The 20,354-nt window shown below is 49.4% G+C and carries 18 protein-coding genes and 1 riboswitch; of the genes, 14 read left to right on the plus strand and 4 right to left on the minus strand.

Annotated features, from left to right (window positions below; all coding sequences use genetic code 11):
* Positions 1 to 51: 51 nt before the first annotated feature.
* Together ygfZ and serA are read right to left on the minus strand one after the other, a co-directional pair.
* Positions 52 to 1,011, minus strand: a complete 960-nt coding sequence (gene ygfZ / locus IE064_RS10470) for a tRNA-modifying protein YgfZ (RefSeq protein WP_189617775.1) — start codon at positions 1,009 to 1,011, stop codon at positions 52 to 54.
* 106 nt (positions 1,012 to 1,117) lie between these two features.
* Positions 1,118 to 2,347, minus strand: a complete 1,230-nt coding sequence (serA, locus tag IE064_RS10475) for a phosphoglycerate dehydrogenase (protein ID WP_189617776.1) — start codon at positions 2,345 to 2,347, stop codon at positions 1,118 to 1,120.
* 166 nt (positions 2,348 to 2,513) lie between these two features.
* Between serA and IE064_RS10480 the strand changes: the two genes are divergently transcribed.
* From IE064_RS10480 to IE064_RS10500, 5 genes are all read left to right on the plus strand, one after another.
* Positions 2,514 to 3,125: a DUF2238 domain-containing protein gene (locus IE064_RS10480; RefSeq protein WP_189617777.1), complete on the plus strand. Its 612-nt coding sequence runs from the start codon at positions 2,514 to 2,516 to the stop codon at positions 3,123 to 3,125.
* Between the two features lie 48 nt (positions 3,126 to 3,173).
* Positions 3,174 to 3,632, plus strand: a complete 459-nt coding sequence (locus IE064_RS10485; protein ID WP_133040619.1) for a PaaI family thioesterase — start codon at positions 3,174 to 3,176, stop codon at positions 3,630 to 3,632.
* Between the two features lie 301 nt (positions 3,633 to 3,933).
* Positions 3,934 to 5,394 (plus strand): catalase KatB, encoded by a 1,461-nt coding sequence (katB, locus tag IE064_RS10490; RefSeq protein WP_189617778.1) that lies wholly within the window; start codon positions 3,934 to 3,936, stop codon positions 5,392 to 5,394.
* Between the two features lie 1,237 nt (positions 5,395 to 6,631).
* Positions 6,632 to 7,105 (plus strand): DUF4209 domain-containing protein, encoded by a 474-nt coding sequence (locus tag IE064_RS10495; protein ID WP_229799962.1) that lies wholly within the window; start codon positions 6,632 to 6,634, stop codon positions 7,103 to 7,105.
* Positions 7,106 to 7,192: 87 nt separating this feature from the next.
* Positions 7,193 to 7,390, plus strand: coding sequence for a hypothetical protein (locus tag IE064_RS10500; protein ID WP_189617779.1), 198 nt, complete (start codon positions 7,193 to 7,195; stop codon positions 7,388 to 7,390).
* A 154-nt stretch (positions 7,391 to 7,544) separates the two neighbouring features.
* Here the strand turns inward: IE064_RS10500 and IE064_RS10505 are convergent, their stop codons facing one another.
* A complete protein-coding gene (locus IE064_RS10505) occupies positions 7,545 to 8,102 on the minus strand; it encodes a TMEM165/GDT1 family protein (protein ID WP_133040216.1) in 558 nt (185 codons plus the stop codon).
* A gap of 84 nt (positions 8,103 to 8,186) precedes the next feature.
* A riboswitch (yybP-ykoY riboswitch) is annotated at positions 8,187 to 8,285 on the minus strand.
* Between the two features lie 256 nt (positions 8,286 to 8,541).
* Between IE064_RS10505 and IE064_RS10515 the strand changes: the two genes are divergently transcribed.
* Positions 8,542 to 9,729, plus strand: coding sequence for an amino acid permease (locus tag IE064_RS10515; RefSeq protein WP_189617781.1), 1,188 nt, complete (start codon positions 8,542 to 8,544; stop codon positions 9,727 to 9,729).
* A gap of 165 nt (positions 9,730 to 9,894) precedes the next feature.
* Entirely contained in the window at positions 9,895 to 12,051 is a 2,157-nt protein-coding gene (locus IE064_RS10520; RefSeq protein WP_189617782.1) for a S46 family peptidase, read from the plus strand.
* Between the two features lie 77 nt (positions 12,052 to 12,128).
* On the opposite strand, the gene IE064_RS10525 is transcribed toward IE064_RS10520, so the two are convergent.
* A complete protein-coding gene (locus tag IE064_RS10525) occupies positions 12,129 to 13,544 on the minus strand; it encodes an MATE family efflux transporter (RefSeq protein ID WP_229799963.1) in 1,416 nt (471 codons plus the stop codon).
* Between the two features lie 243 nt (positions 13,545 to 13,787).
* On the opposite strand from IE064_RS10525, the gene IE064_RS10530 reads away from it, so the two are divergent.
* The 7 genes from IE064_RS10530 (at position 13,788) to IE064_RS10560 (ending at position 20,336) form a co-directional block, all read left to right on the plus strand.
* Positions 13,788 to 14,525 (plus strand): DUF481 domain-containing protein, encoded by a 738-nt coding sequence (locus IE064_RS10530; protein ID WP_133040212.1) that lies wholly within the window; start codon positions 13,788 to 13,790, stop codon positions 14,523 to 14,525.
* Between the two features lie 225 nt (positions 14,526 to 14,750).
* A complete protein-coding gene (nhaD, locus tag IE064_RS10535) occupies positions 14,751 to 16,205 on the plus strand; it encodes a sodium:proton antiporter NhaD (RefSeq protein WP_189617783.1) in 1,455 nt (484 codons plus the stop codon).
* Between the two features lie 160 nt (positions 16,206 to 16,365).
* Positions 16,366 to 16,884, plus strand: coding sequence for a winged helix-turn-helix domain-containing protein (locus IE064_RS10540; RefSeq protein ID WP_189617784.1), 519 nt, complete (start codon positions 16,366 to 16,368; stop codon positions 16,882 to 16,884).
* A gap of 239 nt (positions 16,885 to 17,123) precedes the next feature.
* Positions 17,124 to 17,612, plus strand: a complete 489-nt coding sequence (locus IE064_RS10545) for a hypothetical protein (protein ID WP_189617785.1) — start codon at positions 17,124 to 17,126, stop codon at positions 17,610 to 17,612.
* Positions 17,605 to 18,105 (plus strand): hypothetical protein, encoded by a 501-nt coding sequence (locus tag IE064_RS10550; protein ID WP_133040208.1) that lies wholly within the window; start codon positions 17,605 to 17,607, stop codon positions 18,103 to 18,105. The genes IE064_RS10545 and IE064_RS10550 overlap by 8 nt, the downstream gene beginning before the upstream one ends.
* A gap of 94 nt (positions 18,106 to 18,199) precedes the next feature.
* The gene (locus tag IE064_RS10555; RefSeq protein WP_229799965.1) at positions 18,200 to 19,696 is read left to right on the plus strand and encodes a hypothetical protein; all 1,497 of its coding nucleotides are present in this window, start codon (positions 18,200 to 18,202) and stop codon (positions 19,694 to 19,696) included.
* 163 nt (positions 19,697 to 19,859) lie between these two features.
* Positions 19,860 to 20,336, plus strand: coding sequence for a helix-turn-helix domain-containing protein (locus tag IE064_RS10560; protein ID WP_229799968.1), 477 nt, complete (start codon positions 19,860 to 19,862; stop codon positions 20,334 to 20,336).
* Positions 20,337 to 20,354: the final 18 nt, after the last annotated feature.

Raw genomic sequence — 20,354 nt, forward strand, 5'->3', positions numbered from 1 at the left:
AGTGTACATCTTGCAAACAACAAGGGCGTCATGTGACGCCCTTTACGTTGGTTACTCTTCCAGCGAGTAAGGTCTTGCTACCAGTGTTAGTTGGCTTTGCGGATCTTCGGCAATTCTGAATACGGCATCATCGGCAGTATCATTTGGCAGCACGGCTGTTAGCAGTAGCTGACCGTCAATCTGTACCGCTTCCAAAATAGTGCCTTGTGGCCGAAAACTTTCTTCTAGCGCCAGTTCCAGCGTGGACTCCGGGGTGACAGCAACGGTTGCTTGGCCTTGCAGAATATACAGCGCCCGTTTGTTACCACCACGGTATTTCATGCGCGCCACGGTTTCCTGCCCCATGTAGCAGCCTTTATTAAAACTGATACCATTGAGCGCCTGCAAGTTGCACATTTGTGGTACAAATTGCGCTCGATGCACGGCTGATAATCCCGGATAGCCCGCTAGCATCTCCAACGCTTGCCAGGCACTGTGATGATATAGTGACTGCGCTTGCACCAGCTCGGCTGCAATGGCTGTCGGCAACACTAACAGAAAACGCCCGTTATCATTCAGCACAACTCCCTGTTGCAATGGACACAATGGGTGGTCTGTGCTAAAGGTTGGGAAATGGTTTTTAATCCATGATTCGGCGTCGTTTCCGGTAACACCAAGTACCGTCCACGCGTCCGAGACATCATTGAGTTCAGCTTTGCTGAATACCGCATATTTACGGAACTCTGGCAGGTCGCTGACAACGGTGTCTTTAGGCATCAGCAGCATTAAGCTATCGGCGACTGCGAACAGGCGGAAGGCAGAAAGCATCTTACCTTTGGGATCGCAATGCGCGCCCCAGCACCAGTCGTTGGCTGTGAGGGCATTAACATCGGCGGTAATTTGTCCGTGAATAAAACTACGATTCTGTTCACCGGTCACCTGGATCAGGCCGAGATGAGACAGGGGAGAGATCAGCAGTTCCGGTAACTGGGAATCGGGTGCCCAGAAAAGTTGAGGAGCGGTGAGACTCATAGGATCATCCTGATATTAACAACAGCAAAAGTGCTTCGATTGTAACGGATCTGGCGTAAATAAACAGGGCGCCGAATGGCGCCCCGTCAAAACATTCACCGACAACTTAGTACAGTAAGCGGGTGCGGATAGTCCCTTCGATGTTTTTCAGTTCTTCCAAGGCTTCTGTGGCCTGATCCGTATGGACTTCCATCACCACATAACCGATGTCTGCTGTGGTTTGCAGGTATTGACCGCCGATGTTGATGCCTTTTTCGGAAAACGCCTGGTTGATCTTCAGCAGTATGCCAGGACGGTTACGATGGATATGCAACAGGCGTGAGGTGCCGTGTTGTTGTGGCAGCGATACTTCGGGGAAGTTCACGGCGGTTACTGTTGAACCGTTGTCGGAATATTTGGCGAGTTTCCCGGCCACTTCAATGCCAATATTTTCCTGAGCTTCTTCGGTGCTACCGCCCACGTGTGGTGTCAGGATGACATTATCAAAACCGCGCAGTGGAGTCTGGAATTCGTCGTCGTTAGACTTGGGCTCAATTGGGAACACATCAATCGCTGCCCCTGCTAAATGTTTGGATTCCAGTGCCGCGGCGAGTGCGTCAATATCCACCACCGTGCCACGGGAGGCGTTGATTAGGAAGCTGCCAGGCCGCATGGCTTCAATCTGCGCTGCACCAAACATCAGCTTGGTTTGTGGGGTTTCCGGTACGTGCAGACTGACCACATCCGCCTGCGCCAGCAATTCGTTCATAAAGCGCAACTGGTGGGCATTGCCCAGCGGCAGTTTGTCTTCAATGTCGTAGAACACTACGCGCATCCCTAAGGTTTCTGCCAGAATGCCAAGCTGAGTACCGATATGACCATAGCCGATGACGCCGAGGGTTTTGCCGCGAACTTCATAGCTGCCTTTCGCACTCTTGATCCAACCGCCTTTGTGCGCGGAGGCGTTACGTTGCGGAATGCCGCGCATCAGCATGATAATTTCGCCAATCACCAGTTCGGCAACACTGCGGGTATTGGAAAACGGAGCGTTGAACACCGGGATACCCAGTAATTCAGCGGCTTTCAGATCCACCTGGTTAGTGCCGATACAAAAGCAACCGATACCCACCAGTTTTTCAGCCTGCTCCAGCACTTCCTTGGTGAGATGGGTGCGAGAGCGGATACCGACAAAATGCGCATCCTTGATGGCTTCAGCCAATTCATCACCGGATAACGAGCCTTTGTGGTACTCAATATTGTTATAACCGGAATTTTTCAGCACATCTAGGGCTGACTGATGAACGCCTTCCAACAACAGGATCTTGATTTTATCCTTGTCCAGCGAGTGTTTCGCCATGATATCGGTACCCCTCAATTTATGAATCTGCTAGTGAACAAAGTGTAGTGTGTTAAGCTTCCCCAAGCTGTCAGCTCACGTTAGCACCTTTTTTTGCTGCTGTGGAGGTCTGGATGGCTAAAGTGTTTATTTTAGATCATGAACAATCTGCAAATTGGGGCTGATATTGAAGAATCCGCTGATTTGGCTGGCATTTTATGGTGTGGTACTGCTGTGGTCAGTATGGCAGCCGCATGATGGTTTTACTTGGTGGATGGAAGCGACACCCGCATTAATCGCGGTGCCGTTATTGTTATGGTGTCGGCGGGTATTTCCATTAACGCCTTTGCTGTCGCTGTTAATTCTGTTGCACTGTTGCGTACTGTTTGTCGGTGCCCATTACACCTATGCCCAGGTACCGCTGTTTGACTGGTTGTCAGACTGGTTCGGCTGGGGCCGCAATAACTATGACAAATTAGGGCATTTTGCTCAGGGATTTATCCCGGCCATGATTGCGCGAGAAGTGTTGCTGCGCAAACAAGTGCTGCAACGCGGCGCTTGGTGCAGTTTTCTCTGTTGCTGTTTTGCTCTGGCGCTTTCGGCATTTTATGAACTGGTGGAATGGTGGGTTGCGGTGCTGACCAACGATGGTGCTGAAGCATTTCTTGGCACCCAAGGTTATGTCTGGGATACCCAATCTGACATGTTATTCGCCTTGATTGGGGCTATCTGTGCGGTATTGACGTTGTCGGCGACGCATGACCGTCAATTAGCGAAATTGGTGATACCGCAGCGCTGAGGCGGCGATAAACTGGCGTGGGATATTATTATAAGGAAACGACACACTATGAGTATCTGGTTCAGAGAAGTCACGCTTGAGGATTGTGCCCGCCTAGATTTGGGGCAGGGTGGTAAAGGCAGCTTGATGCAGACCTTAGGCATCAAAGTTACTGAGATAGGTGACGATTATCTGGTGGCGACCATGCCCGCCACACCGGCGATTCACAACCCCATCGGTATGGTACACGGTGGTGCTAATGTGGTTCTGGCTGAAACCGTTGCCAGCTACGCGGCTAACTTTGCGGTGGATTTTGAACAGTACTACTGTGTCGGGCAGGAGATCAACGCTAACCATATCCGCGCGGCTCGCAATGGAGAACTCAAAGCGGTGGCTCGCCCCATTCATCTGGGAAAGCGCACTTCGGTATGGGATATCCAAATTTACAATAGTGCGGGTGAACTGACTTGTGTGTCACGTATGACTGCCGCCGTTGTGCGCCGTCCTGACAGTAAACACGCGGGCTGACAGCCTCTATTTGTGTCCAATAAAAGCAGCTACGGCTGCTTTTATTGTTGTTGCGGGCATGTTCACTGAGCGTACTGCTAACCCCGCTTGCTATCCACTGTCTAGTGCAGAAGCAGTTTTATTATCAATTCAATTATTGGATTGTGATAATCACTTTTAATCGTTTTATTGATTTTCTTGCATCACCTACCATGCTCTTAACGTCTGATGCCTTAGCTCGCTGTTGCAGGAGGCCATATGGCCACAATCGTTGATTTGATCGAACTTTGGTTAAACCAGAAAAAATCGTAAGGAGCACAACATGACCCAGCATTATATTACCAGCCAGAACGGTGCCCCCGTTGCCGATGATCAGAATTCCCTGTCTGCCGGTGAGCGTGGCCCATTGTTATTACAAGATTTTCATCTGATTGAAAAATTAGCACACTTTAACCGTGAGCGGATCCCAGAGCGGGTTGTGCATGCCAAAGGCACCGGTGTTTACGGCACTTTTACCCTGACCAACGATATCAGCCGTTACACCATTGCCGACCATTTCAACGGCGTGGGTAAGCAGACGGAAGTGTTTGTACGTTTTTCTACTGTGGGTGGTGAGATGGGCTCTGCTGATGCCGAGCGTGACCCCCGCGGTTTTGCCGTACGCTTTTACACCAACCGCGGTAATCACGATATTGTCGGCAATAACACCCCTACGTTTTTTCTACGGGATGGCATTAAATTTCCCGATTTTATTCATACGCAAAAGCGTAATCCGCACACCAATCTTAAAGATCCGCAGGCAATGTGGGATTTCTGGGCGCTGAATCCAGAAGCGATGCATCAAGTGACCGTACTGATGTCTGATCGTGGTATCCCGGCAAATTATCGGCAGATGCATGGCTACGGTTCGCATACCTACTCCTTCTGGAATGCCAACGGTGAGCGCTTCTGGGTGAAATTTCACTTTAAGAGCGAGCAGGGCATTGCCAATCTGACCGAAGAACAAGCCGCTAAAATGAAAGGTATCGATCCCGATCATGCTCAGCGCGACATGGTTGCCGCCATTACCGATGGTCATTTCCCTCGCTGGAAATTGCAGGTGCAGATCATGCCCGAAGCCGATGCCAACCATTACCACATCAATCCCTTTGACCTGACCAAAGTGTGGCCGCACCAAGATTATCCATTGATTGAAGTGGGGGTGATGGAGCTGAACCGTTTGCCGCAAAACTATTTTGCTGAAGTGGAGCAGGCCGCCTTCGCGCCGAGCAATATGGTGCCCGGGGTCGGCGCATCACCGGATAAAATGCTGCAGGCACGCCTGTTTGCTTATGCCGATGCCCAGCGTTATCGCGTCGGTGCTAATTACAACCAACTGCCGGTGAACTGCCCACATGCGACCACGGCTAATCATCATCAACGTGCCGGAGCAATGGCTGGAACGCAGTGCCCATACCATCACAGTCAGACTGGCGCAGATAGCAGCGCTAACTACGGCCCGAACTCCAGCGCCAACAGTTTGCAGGATGCTACCGAGTTCCGTGAACCGCCATTACGCCTAGAGGGGGAAGCGGCGCGTTATAGCCGCTATGATCAGGATGACTATACCCAGGCAGGAAATCTCTACCGTTTGTTCAGTGAAGCGGAAAAAGCGCGGTTGGTCAGCAATATCTGTGGCACCTTGAGCCAAGCAAGTCGTGATGTGCAATTGCAGATGGTGGCGCATTTCACTAAAGCTGATGCCGACTATGGGGCTCGTGTGATGGCGGCATTAGCTAAGTAACTTAGCTCTGCCTAAGGTGGATTAGAAAGCTCAATGGTAACGTTGGGCTTTTTTGCATCTGCCGATGTGGAGGGGGAATCCGCGGCCTTCTTTTGGCTGGCGTCAAAGGGAGTTATCGCTGCGCGATTGCAACCTACGGTTGTGAAAGTTTGATGGCTTTGCCATACCAAGCTGCGCTTGGCAGAAGCGATCACTAAGTGATTGCAAACTGCGTTTGCGAAAGTCGTGAGCTTTCGCGCTCACACTACGAGACAAGGGGGCTGATCAGCCTCGAATAACATCTATGTTAAACGGCCAGCTCGCCATCCATGGCTCGCGCTCATGAGCACACTCATCATTGATGAGCATTTGCCCTTATAAATCCCCTTGCTGCCCCGATGTCACGAAACGCTACGGGCTTATGGTTTGCCATTTTTGCAAATCGCGCTGATTTGTCATCCATGACTCACCATCGCTTCTCGTCGTCCTTGACTCGATTGCTCAATGGCTGCCCAACGCACCTTCGCCGCGCCAAGGGGAATTGGTGTTGCCTGATGAGCTTGGTGCAAATCGTTGATGACTTTCTAAACCTAATCCTTGTTAACGTTCTCCATGGATACGCGTTTCAGTTTATTTTTCATGCAGCCATTGAAAGATTCCTTTTAGTCCTTATGTGAATTATGAGGAAATAACCTCAGTAAAAATAAGGATAAAGTCATGGTACTAAAACCAGGCCCAAAACCGATTGCCCAATCTACTGGTAAACCAGATCAAAGAAGACGCGATAATAAAAACACTCCAGGAAACACCCCGGATTTAAAACCTAGTAAATCATCTAAGTGATTAAAAGGTATGAGAAAGGCTACCCAATGGTAGCCTTCTCTTCACATTCAGGAACTCAAGGACGACTAATATTCCCTTGCTCTGCACCACCTTGAGACATCTGTGCCTTGAGCGCTCGATGTCTGCCAAAGGCACCTTGACCGCGTCGATGGGGAATTGGCGTTACCTTTGAGTATCATTTTCAACAACATTGACCAAATTTTTGCAATTTAACAAAGTGAAAAAATTTCTGGAGCATTAATATTGCTAGAACGATGAAAAAGGGATTTATGTTGCCAAAACTCCAACCATCAATTTTGATGGAGGTGAAGATGATCCCAACAATCAAGCTGTTCTGCATCGGCAAATTCAGCAGCAATTTGCCATTGAAATACAACTTGTAGTTGAAGGTCGAATACTTCCAGCGCTGAGACAAATGCTGGTGGAACATCGGTTCACCAAAGACCTGATGGCTACTGCTTGTCACTACTCACCGATAGTACCTCAAAGTAGAGAACAACTATTGGGATATGCTTTATGGCTTGGTTTTGAGTATGAATTTGGTGCTGCAATTCATTTACTCTGCCCACAACTAGAACATATGGTGCGCTTACAACTAAAGGATGTAGGAGCCATTACAAGTAACCTAGATAACGATGGAATAGAGAGTGAGTGCGGCTTAAGCACTCTGATGGAGTTACCGGAAGCTCATGAGTTGTTTGGTGAAGATTTAACCTTTAGATTAAAAAGTATTTTCACAGATTCTCTTGGCTTTAATTTACGTAATGAAGTTGCCCATGGCTTGTTGGATGATAATTTCGCACGCTCAGTGGGCTCTATTTACGCTTGGTGGATGGTTCTAAAACTAGTTATACGTTCAATAGCACTTGGAAGTAATCAGTCCCAGTGATAAGAGTGGCGAGTTATCAGGCAACTCCGATAACCCCTTCGGCGCAGCGCAGGTGCGTTGGGCAGCCATTGAGCAATCGAGGCATGGATGCCGAAGAAGCCGCGCCGAGGAATGGATTCCGAGTTGGCGGCGATTTGTGAAAATGGCAAACCAGAGTGCCGTAGCGCTTTGCGCCGTGGGGCGTCGTCGGGGTTCCAAGGGGCGAGGGACGAGCATCGCCCCTTGGCTCAGGTGTGGAACGAGCAGTTCCACGACTCTCGCAACCGCAGGTTGCAATGGCACTAGCCATCAGCTTTAAAAAGCCCAAGTAATCAATGCAATGACTACAAGTAAAAACCTTTGTCGATCACTAGCTCAGTCCCTAATGCCAGTCAGCTCTTCACGGACTGGCATTAGGCTCGAAAGCCTTTTGAAAAACTAATCAGGCCGTAAGGCTCACTTACGCCCACACCAGCGTTGCTACACCCAACAGGAAAAACAGTACGGCACAGATCCGATGAATAAGGGTTACTGGCAATTTACCCGCGCCCATGCTGCCGGCTATCACCACTGGCACATTGGCCAGCAATATGCCTAAGGTTGTTCCGGCAATCACCCAAGCTAAGGATTGGTACTTAGCCGCCAACACCACAGTAGCAACTTGGGTTTTGTCGCCCATTTCGGCCAGGAAGAACAATACAAAGGTCGCCAGAAACGGGCCATAGCGGTAGAAGCGGTTATCTTCATCATCCGCTTTGTCTGGTACGAGTATCCACAGTGCTATGGCAAAAAAGCTGAAGGCTATTAGATAACGGGCAAGTTCTGGTGTCAGCCAGGTAATAGCCCAATGACCAAACCAAGCCGCCAACAAATGGTTGGCCAAGGTCGATAGCAAGATCCCGCTAATAATTGCCGTTTTATTTTTGAATCTGGCCGCCAATAACAGTGCCAGCAGTTGGGTCTTATCGCCGATTTCAGCAATCGCAACAGAGAGAGCAGAAGTGAACAGCGCTTCCAAAATGCAATCCTCAGGGGTGACTTTTAACCGGGCACAACACGCCATTCACCCCTGTTAAATGGTGCGCTGTGCTCAGGTCTTGCCAGGCAAGTCAGACTTGCTGCATTCACCATGGCATGTGGCCAAGTTTGTTGATGAATGCACCCACACGTTGCGGGTCGGCTACTCCCCCAAGAACTAGAGAGGCGCTCATTATATCCAGATATTTATCTGCGGCAATCGTCAATTGCAGATTGTTCGTATAATCAACGATATTTTTTCCGATTTTAAAGATAAATCTATTCTTGCCCGCAGCAAATGGCTCTGATAATGTCAAATCTGTGTCGATTTTTCGGAACTGCATCAGCGCAATTTGCTGCCTAATCGCGTATTGTCACTGCTTTCCACTGTGGAAAACCCGGCCACCCCAAAAATAACAATGACAAACAGGATCTAGTTCGTGAACCTTAAAATAGTTGGATCGATTGCGATCGTGGCTGGTACCGCTATTGGTGCTGGCATGTTGGCCTTGCCATTAGCTACTGCCGCCATGGGTTTGGTGCCCGCGTTGATGCTGATGATCGTCGTCTGGGCGATTTCCGCTTATACCTCGTTGCTGATGCTGGAAGTGAATTTGCGCTCGGGAATCGGTGATAATCTGCATGTCATCACCGGTAAGTCGTTAGGGCGTAAAGGGCAGATCGTTCAGAGTCTGTCGTTTCTGAGTTTGTTGTTTGCGCTAACCGCAGCTTATCTCACCGGCGGTGCGGATTTATTGATGCTAAAAGCCAAAACTTGGTTTGATATAGTATTGGACAATCAAACCGCAGTGTTGTTGTTTACCTTTATTCTGGGTGGCTTCGCGGCGCTGGGCGTGCACTGGATTGATAAGCTGTCGCGAGCACTGTTTTCTACCATGGTGGTCTTGTTAGCGCTGGTATTGGTGTTTTTGTTGCCAGAGGTGAGCTACAGCGCACTGGCGCAGCGGGCGGCAACCAATTCGCTAACAGCGGTTTGGCTCAGTGCTATCCCGGTGGTGGTGACATCTTTTGGCTTCCATGTCTGCATTGCCACCCTCGTGCGCTATCTGGATGGTGATGTACCTTCGCTGCGCAAAGTATTGCTCATTGGTTCTACTATCCCATTGTTCTGTTATGTATTGTGGCTGCTGGTGACGCTTGGTACTGTCGGTGGCGAGGCTATCGCCGGGTTTAATGGTTCGCTGTCTAAACTTATCAGTACGTTGCAGGAAATCTCCGCTCAACCGTTGATCAGTAAGTTTATTGGCTTGTTTGCCGATCTGGCGCTGATCACCTCGTTCCTCGGTGTCACCATGAGTCTGTTTGACTTTAACGCCGAACTAATCCGTGCTCAGAATTCTTGGGGGGGGCGTACACAAACCTGGTTGCTGACGTTTCTGCCACCACTGGCTTGTGCGCTGTTTGTGCCGGAAGGTTTTATCGCCTTGCTGGGATTTGCTGCGATCCCGTTGGTGGTGATAACCGTATTTTTGCCAGCCATTATCGCCATGAAACAGCGTGCTCAGGCGTCTGTGGGTTATCAGGTTAGCGGTGGCAATGCGGCCCTATGGCTGCTGATGCTGATGGGGAGCGTGATTATTGTGGCGCAGTTGTATGCCGCAACTTAAAGCGCTTTGTAAGCGAGTTTGTCCATAGCCACTGTCTTGTAAGCGAGTTTTTCAGACAGCTTCTGCGTTGTTATATCTGTGTTAAAGTCGGGTCTAGCCCGACTTTTTTATTGTCTGCTAAATTGTTAGGGCAGCGATTAAATTTATCCAGAGGAACTGAAACTAATGCGAAAACTAATTCTCGCTGGCACCATGATAGCCAGTTTTGCTGCGCTTGCTGATGAGGGAATGTGGCAGCCCGATCAGTTGCCAGCTATGGCGCAGCAATTGAAAGCGAAAGGGCTGGAGATTGACCCAAAATCCATCTCCAAGTTGACTGAATTTCCCATGAATGCGGTGATTAGCCTCGGTGGTTGCACGGCATCTTTTGTATCACCCAAGGGACTGGTTGTGACTAACCATCACTGTGCCTACGGCTCGGTACAATATAATTCCACTCCAGAAAACAACTTGTTGCAGAACGGTTTTCTGGCACATTCGCTGAAAGAGGAACTGCCAGCAGCCCCGGGTTCCCGTGTGTATGTTACGGAAGCCGTCACCAATGTGACTGATAAAGTGAATCAGCATACTGCCAAGTTAACTGGCGCTGACTTTTACACCGCGGTTGAGATGGCTGAAAAGAGTCTGGTGGCCGATTGTGAACAAGCGGCAGGTTATCGCTGTCAGGTGTACAGTTTTCACGGTGGGCTGGAATACTATCTAGTGAAACAGCTGGAAATTCGCGATGTGCGTTTGGTGTACAACCCAGCGCTCAGCGTGGGTAAATACGGTGGAGATGTCGATAACTGGATGTGGCCACGTCACACCGGCGATTTTTCTTTCTACCGCGCCTACGTTGGTAAAGATGGCAAGCCTGCAGATTACAGCCAAGATAATGTGCCGTATCAGCCAAAGAGCTTCTTGAAAGTTTCGGCTAAAGGTGTGGCTGAAGGTGACTTTGTCATGGTGGCCGGTTACCCAGGACGTACCAACCGTTATCGCACTGCTGAAGAAGTGCAAAACCAGTTTGAGCACTACTACCCAGCAGCAAAAGAACTGCGAGAAACACTGATCAACATCATCCGTGATACTGCGCCAGAAGGCAGTGAAGCGCGGATCAAATACGAAAGCATGCTGGCAGGATTGGCAAACTACGCTAAAAACTTTACCTCCATGATAGAGTTTTATGGCAAGTCGTCGATGCTGAGTGACAAAAAGGCGCAGGAGCAGCAACTGAACCAATGGTTAGCGGCAGATAAACAGCGTGAACAACAGTATGGCAAGGTGCTTCATCAGCTCGATACACTGGTGCAGCAAGGGCAGCAACACCAGCAGCGAGATCTGATCCTCGGTTATCTTGGTTACACCACCATGATGCCAACTGCCGAACGTCTGTTGCGTTTAGCCCATGAGAAACAACTGCCCGATATGCAACGGGAACCGGGATTCCAGCAGCGTGATATGAATCGTTTTACCTCTGGGCTGGAACGCATTGATCGGCGCTATGCTGCTTCAGTGGATAAGGCGATGACACTGGAGTTGTTGAAACGCTATGCCGCCTTACCTAAGACCGAACGTTTACCGGCGCTGGACCAATTCTTTGGTATTAAAGACAAACTCAATCTGCAACAATTGCAGCAGCAACTGGATAAAATGTACGCGGCAACAACATTGGCAGATAAAAGTGTCAGACTGGGCTGGATGGATAAGTCCGTCGCGGAGTTTGAACAGTCTAAAGATCCGATGATCCGTTTTGCGGTTGCCATGTATGACACCAATAAACAACTGCGCGATGCTGAGAAACAACTGGATGGTGAGCTGATGAAAGTACGGCCGCAATATATGGCTGCTATCATCGCCTATTACCACAGTTTAGGTAAACCTGTGTATGCCGATGCTAACTCCAGCTTGCGTGTCACTTATGGTAATGTCAAAGGCTACTCCCCTAAAGATGGCCTGTACGCTGTGCCATTTACGCGTTTGCAGGGGATCGCCCAGAAAGATACCGGCGTTGAACCGTTCGATGCCCCTAAGGCTGAGTTGAAGCTCATCAAAGATAAAGCCTATGGCGACTATTACGTGAAAGCACTAGATTCGGTGCCAGTTAACTTCCTGTCGACAGTTGATACCACTGGCGGTAACTCTGGTTCACCCACGCTGAATGGCCGTGCGGAACTGGTGGGACTCCTGTTTGACGGGGTGTATGAGAGCATCATCGGTGACTGGAACTATGACGATGACATCAATCGCTCAATCCATGTCGACAGTCGTTATATGTTGTGGGTGATGAAGTATCTTGACCATGCCGACAATCTGTTGGATGAAATGGTGATTACTCACTAATTCTCAGGTTAATACTGAAGGTTAGCTCTGATGAGATGAAGCCCCGACAGCGATATACCTCGGGGCTTCATTTTTGGTTAATGAGTTGCCGCTTGTAGTGGCTCTACCAACACTTTGCCTTGCCAGCGGCGACTGCACCAGCGCCAATACATTGCTAAACCGCGAACCCATTCATCACACGCCAGTGCCAACCAAATGCCTACCAAGCCATAGCCAAAGTGGATCCCTAATAACCAGGCCAGCGGCACTGCAATACCCCACATGGAAAATAGTGCCATCATCAACGGAAAACGGGCATCTCCGGTTGCTCGAAGCGCGTTGATCACAATCAAGTTAAACGTTCGACCGGGCTCCATGAAGACACTGATAAAAAACAGCGGTGCGATCAGTGACAGTACTCCTTCATCACCCGTAAATAATCCGACGATACTGCGGCCGCTCAATGCAAAGCCTGTAGCAATAATAATGGTGGCCAACAGTCCTATCTTGAGGGTTTTCAGTAGCCGGGTATAAGCCAGTTCAAACAGCCTGCCACCGGCCAGATGGCCGATGATGATTTCATTGCCCATGCCGATGGACAGCCCAAATAGCATAATAAAGGTACAGATCTGAAAATAGTAAGCGTGAGTCGCCAGTGCCTGATCACCCATCAGCCCAACAAATGAAGTTACCACCATGAATTGCAGCAACCAGGAAAGATTCTCTCCGGCGGCGGGCAAACCGATTTTCAATACCTTCGCAAGCATCTCGCGCTGTGGGCGCAGCAGCTCTGTGGGCAATAAACGAATACCGGTATTGCGTTGCAGTAACCAGACTAATAACACCAGACCAAACAGGCGTCCGGCAACGGTACTGATAGCAACCCCAGCAACCCCCATCTGCGGCAGTCCAAACCAGCCGTAAAGCAGCAACAGATTGCTGCCAAAGGTTATCAGGTTCACTACTGCAGTGGCATACATCGCTTCGCGGGTATATCCGTGGGCGCGCAAGGTGGCCGCCAGACAGAGTGCGGCGGCCTCTGGTAACAGACACAGACCAACAATCATCAGATATAGCTGACCATCCGCCAGTAGGTCCTGCGGTAGATTCATCAACGTCAGAATCGGTGTGGCACTGCTGATAACTCCCACTGCGGCCAACAGTCCCACTACTAGATTGAAGCTGATTGCTGTGTGGATGACCGTGCGGGCTTTGGCGTTGTCACCAGCCCCAAGATACTGAGTGATCACCACGCTGGTACCAATACTGACAAAGCTGAATAGGGTAATTGCCAGACTGAACACTTGGTTGCCTACAGCCAGTGCCGCCACTTCCCGGTAAGAGATGTGGCTGACCATGAAGGTGTTGATGGCACCAGTGAGAAAGTGCAATGACAGATCAATAAACAATGGCCAGCTCAGCATAAACAGTGAGCCTGGCCCTTGACGATGTGGGTTGCGCATTAAAAATTCCAACACAGAATAACCGGGAACCCGGCAGTAAAATTGGCTCATACCGCTCCTGACAGCCTGTGGGCACAGGTGTCGATGGCGTGCGGTACGACGCGACTATTGTAACGCTTCGGCGAAGAAATCCACCTGGCTGCGGTAAAAAAGACTAGAGCGTTAGCGTTAAGTTACGTTTTTGTATGGCTTGCTGTGGATAAATGCGGTTTATTTCACAATTTTTGCCGTTGAATGTTAAGATCCAGCAGATTTTTAGTGGGATAAACATCTGTTTTACAATTGGAGAATGATATGAAATCACTGCTCGGGATGGCCGCGTTGTTAGCCATTGCCCCCTGTACCCACGCGGCGTCCGACTTTGTGAAAGGCGATGCAACCTTTGCCGGCGAAGCTGAGTTAGGTGCCACAGTGACCACAGGTAACACTGAAACTACCTCAGTTAAGGGACGACTGGCCATGAAGCAGGAACTTGGCAAATGGGAAAATCAGTATCTTATTGAAGGGTTGTACAAGGAAGACACCGATGAAGTGACTGCCAAACGCTATCTTGGCAGTATTCAGGGCAACTATCGCTTTGATGGCCGCAGTTATATGTTTGCCACCGGCGGATATGAAGTTGACCCGTTCACAGGCTATGACTACAAATTCAATACTGCGGCCGGTTATGGTTACCGCCTCTATCAGGGGAACAGCAGTTTCCTAGATGGCGAAATTGGTCCTGGTTATCAGTATCAGCGCCTAGACAGCGAACAGCAGCAGGAGCTGGGCTATACCTCTGAAGCCAGCTGGGTCGCACATGGTGTGTTGAACTATGAATTGGAAATCAGTGAAACTTCCAAGTTCAAGCAGATGTTTGTTGCTGACTATGGTGATAAACTGGACGCCCGTTCCGAAACTTCCGTCACGGCGAATATCATCGGTGCACTGGCGATGAAGTTTGCAGTGATTGTTCGTTATAACAGTGATCCACTGGATGACAAGAAAAGCACTGACACAGAAACCAACATGACGTTGCTGTACTCTTTCTGAGTTTTGGGCGCTTATTCTGTGATCAACCAAAAAGGCACCTTAGGGTGCCTTTGTGATCTCTGTCCCAGCATGGAATTATGACGTAAAAAAACAGTTGATCGCGTCGCTGGATGACTGATTATCTGCTTTGCCGAGTCACCAGAAGTTTACTGATCATCCATCACGATTGCTCCGGGGCTATGGTAGTTTCTAATAAAAAATCCCTTCCCATAATGAGAGATAAAAATGAAGTTGAAGCATATGTACCGAGGACCTGCAGTCGTTCTGGCGTGCTTGCTGGCCATGGTTTCTCCCGCCGTAATGGCAGGTACTGAAGCTGAGGCACAGTTGTCACTGACCCACTCCGGCGTAGGCTATTTCGCAATCGCGATGTTTGTCCTGGCCTATCTGATGGTCATGATGGAGGAAAAATTACACATCAGAAAATCCAAGCCAGTGATTGTGGCAGCCGGATTAATCTGGGGTGTTATTGGCTTTATTTATACTCAGCACGGTATGCCGCATATCGCGGAAACTGCATTCAAAGACGATTTGCTGGAGTATGCCGAGTTATTCCTGTTCCTGCTGGCGGCTATGACCTATATCAACGCAATGGAAGAGCGAAGATTGTTTGATGCCTTGCGTGCTTGGATGGTAGGCAAAGGCTTTACACTGCGACAGGTGTTTTGGATTACCGGTTTTCTGGCATTCTTTATTTCACCTATCGCCGATAACCTGACCACAGCGTTGTTGATGTGTGCTGTCGTTATGAAAATGGCGGGCGATGATAAACGCTTTATTACGGTTGCCTGTATCAATATCGTGGTCGGTGCCAACGCTGGTGGTGCCTTCAGCCCCTTTGGTGATATCACCACGCTCATGGTGTGGCAAAAAGGTGTAGTTCAGTTCGCACAGTTCTTTGATCTGTTTATTCCGGCGCTGGTGAATTTCGTGGTGCCTGCGGCTATCATGAGTTTCTTTATCTCCAACCACGGCAGCTCTGCCATGGTTGAGAAAGTCCATATGAAACCCGGTGCACGCCGCATTGTGGCGCTGTTCCTGTTCACCATCTGTTTAGCGGTGTGCGCTCACTCATTTATGGGAATGCCTCCTGTGCTGGGGATGATGACCGGGCTGGGGCTGCTGCAGTGCTTTGGTTTCTATCTGCGTCGTAACTTTAACAAAGCAGTAGCGCGTATTCGCCAAGAAGCTGAAAATGAGCACGACGAGAAGCGTCTGGCGAATGTCGGCGAACTGGTGCCATTTGATGTGTTCTCCCGTATTGCCCGTGCTGAATGGGACACGCTGCTGTTTTTCTATGGCGTGATCATGTGTGTCGGTGGCCTAGGTTTTATCGGTTATCTGGCCAGCGTTTCAGAGGCCATGTATGGTCATTGGAACCCAACCTATGCCAACGTTGCTATTGGGGTGTTGTCTTCTGTGGTGGACAACATTCCGGTGATGTTCGCGGTATTGACGATGAACCCTGATATGTCTACAGGCCAGTGGTTGCTGGTGACCATGACCGCCGGTGTTGGTGGTAGCTTGTTGTCTATTGGTAGTGCCGCCGGAGTAGCGTTGATGGGGCAAGCGCGGGGTATTTACACCTTTGGTTCCCATTTGCGCTGGACTCCAGTGATTGCACTTGGTTACATTGCCAGTATTTTGGTGCACCTGTTGCTGAATCATAGTTTGTTTTAGTTAAGTAGTTGTTTCAATAAGTTGTCGGCATTTTATCTGTTGCCGACAGCCTGAGAAGAGGATCACGCTTCTCGGATAAAAATCACGGCGCCGTGCTGAATCGCTCAGTTTCGGCGCCGTTTGTTTTTATAATCACATCATTGACGATGACAGGTGAACTATGCAACTCGGGAACTATTGGTATACCGCACAGCAAGGAGAACTGCGCGCTCTGGACGGAGATGAATGCCAGCGTTTGCGGGTGGTTGAACGACGCTTATTGAATGTATTGCTGCAACATCGAGAACAAGTGGTATCTCGCTATCAGCTGTTGCAGAGCCTGGGGTCAACCAATGAGCGGTTACTGGCGCGGGGGATCACTCGGTTGCAGCAAAAACTAGACGATCCTCATGGACAGTTGCTAGAGCGAGTAGCCACTGAGGGATATATGCTGCATGAGCGTGTGCCGCGGCGCCTGAGTGTGGGGCGATTTGGTGGCCTGCGGATCTCATGGCGGCATTATTGTGCCATTATCGCGACAACGCTGCTGGTGATGATGCTACTGTGGCACCATTTACCGGTGGAACTCCCCGATTTGTGGCCTTATCAACCTACTGCGTTGAGCTTAGACCCGGTGAATTACAAGACGACATATTGCCATTGTTTGATGGTAGTGATGCGCATTGTGTGCCGTTGCTAATGTTATTCTGAGACCCGCCGGTGTATGCCATAGGGCTCACAACTTCAGTTAAATCCAGAACTCACAAACATAAATTGCCAAGCTTTGGTGTGGATCACTATTTCGTAAGTTGCTCTAAGAAAGACATGATTTCCGGTTACCAGGATCACAGTACCAGTAGTTTTCGCTGCCTATACTGAGCGCTAATGGCAGAAAGTGGTATTGACGGCTGCTGCCAGAACCTTGTGTTGATAACGGAAATGATTCAGAAATTTATGCTTAACTCATTATCTCAGCCTCAACCACCCAAGTATTTGCTGGGTGAGCAAATCAATCCCGCACCTCGGATGGTGGCGGTGATTATGCTATTGCTGCTGATGCTCGGCGTTAGTGTTTATTTCATCAAAAAATTTCCGGTCAGCGATGCGATATTGCCACTGGCACAGCAGACCGTCACCTTGCAATCTGGGCAATCGGTACAGTTGCTGCTGTTTGCTAACTCTCGGGTTAATAATCACTTGTTGCAAGCGACTGCCGACACGGTATCTGCTGCCTTGATGCAATGCAGTAAATCCCCGTGGCAACAGGTATATCTGTCAATTTCCCATGAAAAACAGATATTGAATATCAGCCTTAAAGGCGAGCGTAATGGCCATTTGGCATTGCGTAATATCAAAGCTGACGATAGCGATCGGCAGATGGGTTTCATCAATCAACAATGGCTCCAGGGGGTTCATCTCTGTGACTAAGGCCTGGCCTTGGCTGCTGCTGGCGTTGTTGGCATTAGTGGCAGTAGTCAATATCTATTATGGCGGTCAGCGTCAACCGCGTCAGCTATTGCTTAATTGCAGCTCTGAACTATATGACCACCATGATCAACAGCAGTCTCAGTATTTTCTGTTGTTAGATTTGCAAGCCTCAGGTCATGATGCGCTGGTGAATTACCGTTATTTCCATACCGATGGTGCTCCGGCTGGCAGCGTCATGATGCACGGTCAGATCACCCGCGGTGCAGCAGGTGTTAACTATCAGATCGCCATCAGCGATAAGCAGGAGCAACTGGGCGATGGTCAGATACCGGAGCATATGCAGTACCTGTCATATATCAGCGATCTAAACCTCAATAACCATGCTGTCCATCCCATGACGCTGGAAGTGCTGGATGCTGACGACAAGCAACAGTACGCAGTGGTGCGGGTGCAGCCTGGCAATGGTGTATACGGTTGTCGCTTACAGCAATAGGCCTTTAACTACTCTGGTAAACCCGTTATTCTCTCCCATCATTATTAAACTATTTTGATGATTCATAAGTATTTTGTGGGAGACGTCAGCCAGCGTGTCAAAACTTCGTATCAAGCAGGAAGAACAGCTTTCCATTAAATTCAGTCATCTTTTGGGGGTTGGCGAGCGGCGTAAGCTTGATCTGTACTTTTCGTTACCCAAAGAGATGGGGATCGGCCCGCAAAGTCTGAATGAAGAAGAGTATTACTTCAGTGCCGTCATGGGACGCCGTTCTTATTATTCTGAAGGGTTGCATCTGCCGCTGGTGCAGTCGCGGTTCATCAGCCAGAAGAAACGTACTCTGGAAGAATATCGCCTGTATATGAATCTGTTTGCCTACCAGTTTGTGGTAGCAATGGAAAATGACGCCAAGGAGCTGGCACGGCAGAGTGACCCGCAACAGTTTTATCAGGATCTCAATGAGCTGACAGTACACTGTGCCACGTTATTACGTCGTTTTCGCCGCAATGCGCCTGCCGATGCTAAGTGGAAGCATTACTTTGAGAACGCCGATAACTACCTTTCTTGGTTTTGTGAGCAACAACTGCTGAAACTGCTAGCAGGGGCATCACAGGTTGAGCAATACCAGCATGTGTATGACAAAGTCTTGTCGCTGTGTCATATGGAGCATCATCATCGGGAACATCACCAATACAACTCTTCCCAAACAATGACCGAGCCTAACCGCATTGCCAACAAGATGTTGCTGCTCCGGCGGTTAATCCAACAAGGGGTTGTGCTTAAAGAAGAACTGAAACCCCTCGGCGTTGGCCTTAAAAAACTGACCACCGGGCTGGCAACGGCATTGGTGATGCTAGTGGTGTCGTCACTGATCATCAAAGCGCAGGGGGTTTTTAATGGCGTCACCATGGTGATGGTGCTGGTATTGGCGCTGATTTACGGTGCCCGCGAAATCTTTAAGGACGATGTGCGCAACGCCATGTGGCGTTATGTGCAACGCGGGCGTCCGCGCTGGAGTCGAATGCTGCGCGATACTACTACGCAGAATCTTATCGCTAAACAACTGGTGTGGCTCGAGTTTATGCGGCAAAAGGATCTGCCTGAAGCGGTACAAGAGATTCTGCGGCGGCGTCACAGTCAGAACAAGGTTGAAGCCGAAATCCTGCATTATGGTATCAGCACTAAGGTAGAAGATACTGACTTTCTCTCGGGATATAACACTATCCAAGAACAGGTGGTATTCAGTCTAGTGCCGTTTGCGCGCTATCTGGAGCGGGGAAAAGATAAAATTTATTCGGAAGAAAACGGGGTTATTAGCTCTGAGGCGGTAGAGCGGCGTTACCAAGTGAATTTGGTGGTTGTCTGCCATAAAGAGAAACAGCCGCCACAATATGCCCGTTTCAAAATTACCATGAATTGGTCGCAGATTGTGGATTTAAGCCTCAGTGATATCCCGGACACATTGCCACTGATTGATGAGTTGGTGGATGAGACTACTTTGCCAGCAGCGACCACCCGTTTGGATCGCAATACAACGCCGGTATTGGATGATACCCGCGCCAGCCCAGAGGCAACGCCGAAAACACTATAGCTGGTTCATTATGGGCTATCGCCGCGGGTTGGCGTCCATGTGTAATGTTAATGTCATGGGATTGGCGGGTGACTGTCGCCCTGTTGTCAGGGATCCGGTTGTGTGATGTTTTATGATGACCAGCGTCGTTTTTCAGCGAAGAGGTCACAACATGAGTACGGTCATGAAATTAAACAAGCGCAAACTACAACAATTGCGAACGATGAGGTGCTGGAGTCAGGAGCAACTGGCAGTCGCCTGTGGCATCAGTGTCAGAACTATTCAACGGATTGAAAAAACCGGTCAGGCATCATTGGAAACCACGCGAGCCTTGGCGGCCGTTTATCAGATCAGCCCTGATGACTTGCAAGTCGCCCAGCCAATCGAAGTGCTGACTTTCAGCCTTATCTGCAAGTATGCTTGGTTGGTGGCGTTTATTGCGGCCAGCATATTTTTCGGACTCTGGATTGTCGATATTCTGATCCCGACCTTGAAAGGGGCGGATTTTAACCAACAATATGAACTGCACCATAATTTCCGTTATCTGGATTTCGGAGGTGTTTGTTTTGCTGGTGGTTTCCTGTTGTTGGGACTGCAGGTGTATTTGGACAACTTATCAAAAAAACAGCTGACACGGCGTCGCCATCACCTTGAAGAGTGAACATTGCTGAAGGCGTTC

The sequence above is a fragment of the Shewanella fodinae genome (assembly GCF_014651955.1).
Taxonomy (GTDB): Bacteria; Pseudomonadota; Gammaproteobacteria; order Enterobacterales; family Shewanellaceae; genus Shewanella; species Shewanella fodinae.

Bases quoted from the DNA above. Each gene is read 5' to 3' on its own strand.
- ygfZ (WP_189617775.1), bottom strand. From the start codon at position 1,011: ATGAGTCTCACCGCTCCTCAACTTTTCTGGGCACCCGATTCCCAGTTA.
- serA (WP_189617776.1), bottom strand. From the start codon at position 2,347: ATGGCGAAACACTCGCTGGACAAGGATAAAATCAAGATCCTGTTGTTG.
- IE064_RS10485 (WP_133040619.1), top strand. From the start codon at position 3,174: ATGAGTATCTGGTTCAGAGAAGTCACGCTTGAGGATTGTGCCCGCCTA.
- katB (WP_189617778.1), top strand. From the start codon at position 3,934: ATGACCCAGCATTATATTACCAGCCAGAACGGTGCCCCCGTTGCCGAT.
- IE064_RS10495 (WP_229799962.1), top strand. From the start codon at position 6,632: ATGCTGGTGGAACATCGGTTCACCAAAGACCTGATGGCTACTGCTTGT.
- IE064_RS10500 (WP_189617779.1), top strand. From the start codon at position 7,193: ATGCCGAAGAAGCCGCGCCGAGGAATGGATTCCGAGTTGGCGGCGATT.
- IE064_RS10520 (WP_189617782.1), top strand. From the start codon at position 9,895: ATGCGAAAACTAATTCTCGCTGGCACCATGATAGCCAGTTTTGCTGCG.
- IE064_RS10525 (WP_229799963.1), bottom strand. From the start codon at position 13,544: ATGAGCCAATTTTACTGCCGGGTTCCCGGTTATTCTGTGTTGGAATTT.
- IE064_RS10530 (WP_133040212.1), top strand. From the start codon at position 13,788: ATGAAATCACTGCTCGGGATGGCCGCGTTGTTAGCCATTGCCCCCTGT.
- nhaD (WP_189617783.1), top strand. From the start codon at position 14,751: ATGAAGTTGAAGCATATGTACCGAGGACCTGCAGTCGTTCTGGCGTGC.
- IE064_RS10540 (WP_189617784.1), top strand. From the start codon at position 16,366: ATGCAACTCGGGAACTATTGGTATACCGCACAGCAAGGAGAACTGCGC.
- IE064_RS10545 (WP_189617785.1), top strand. From the start codon at position 17,124: ATGATTCAGAAATTTATGCTTAACTCATTATCTCAGCCTCAACCACCC.
- IE064_RS10560 (WP_229799968.1), top strand. From the start codon at position 19,860: ATGAAATTAAACAAGCGCAAACTACAACAATTGCGAACGATGAGGTGC.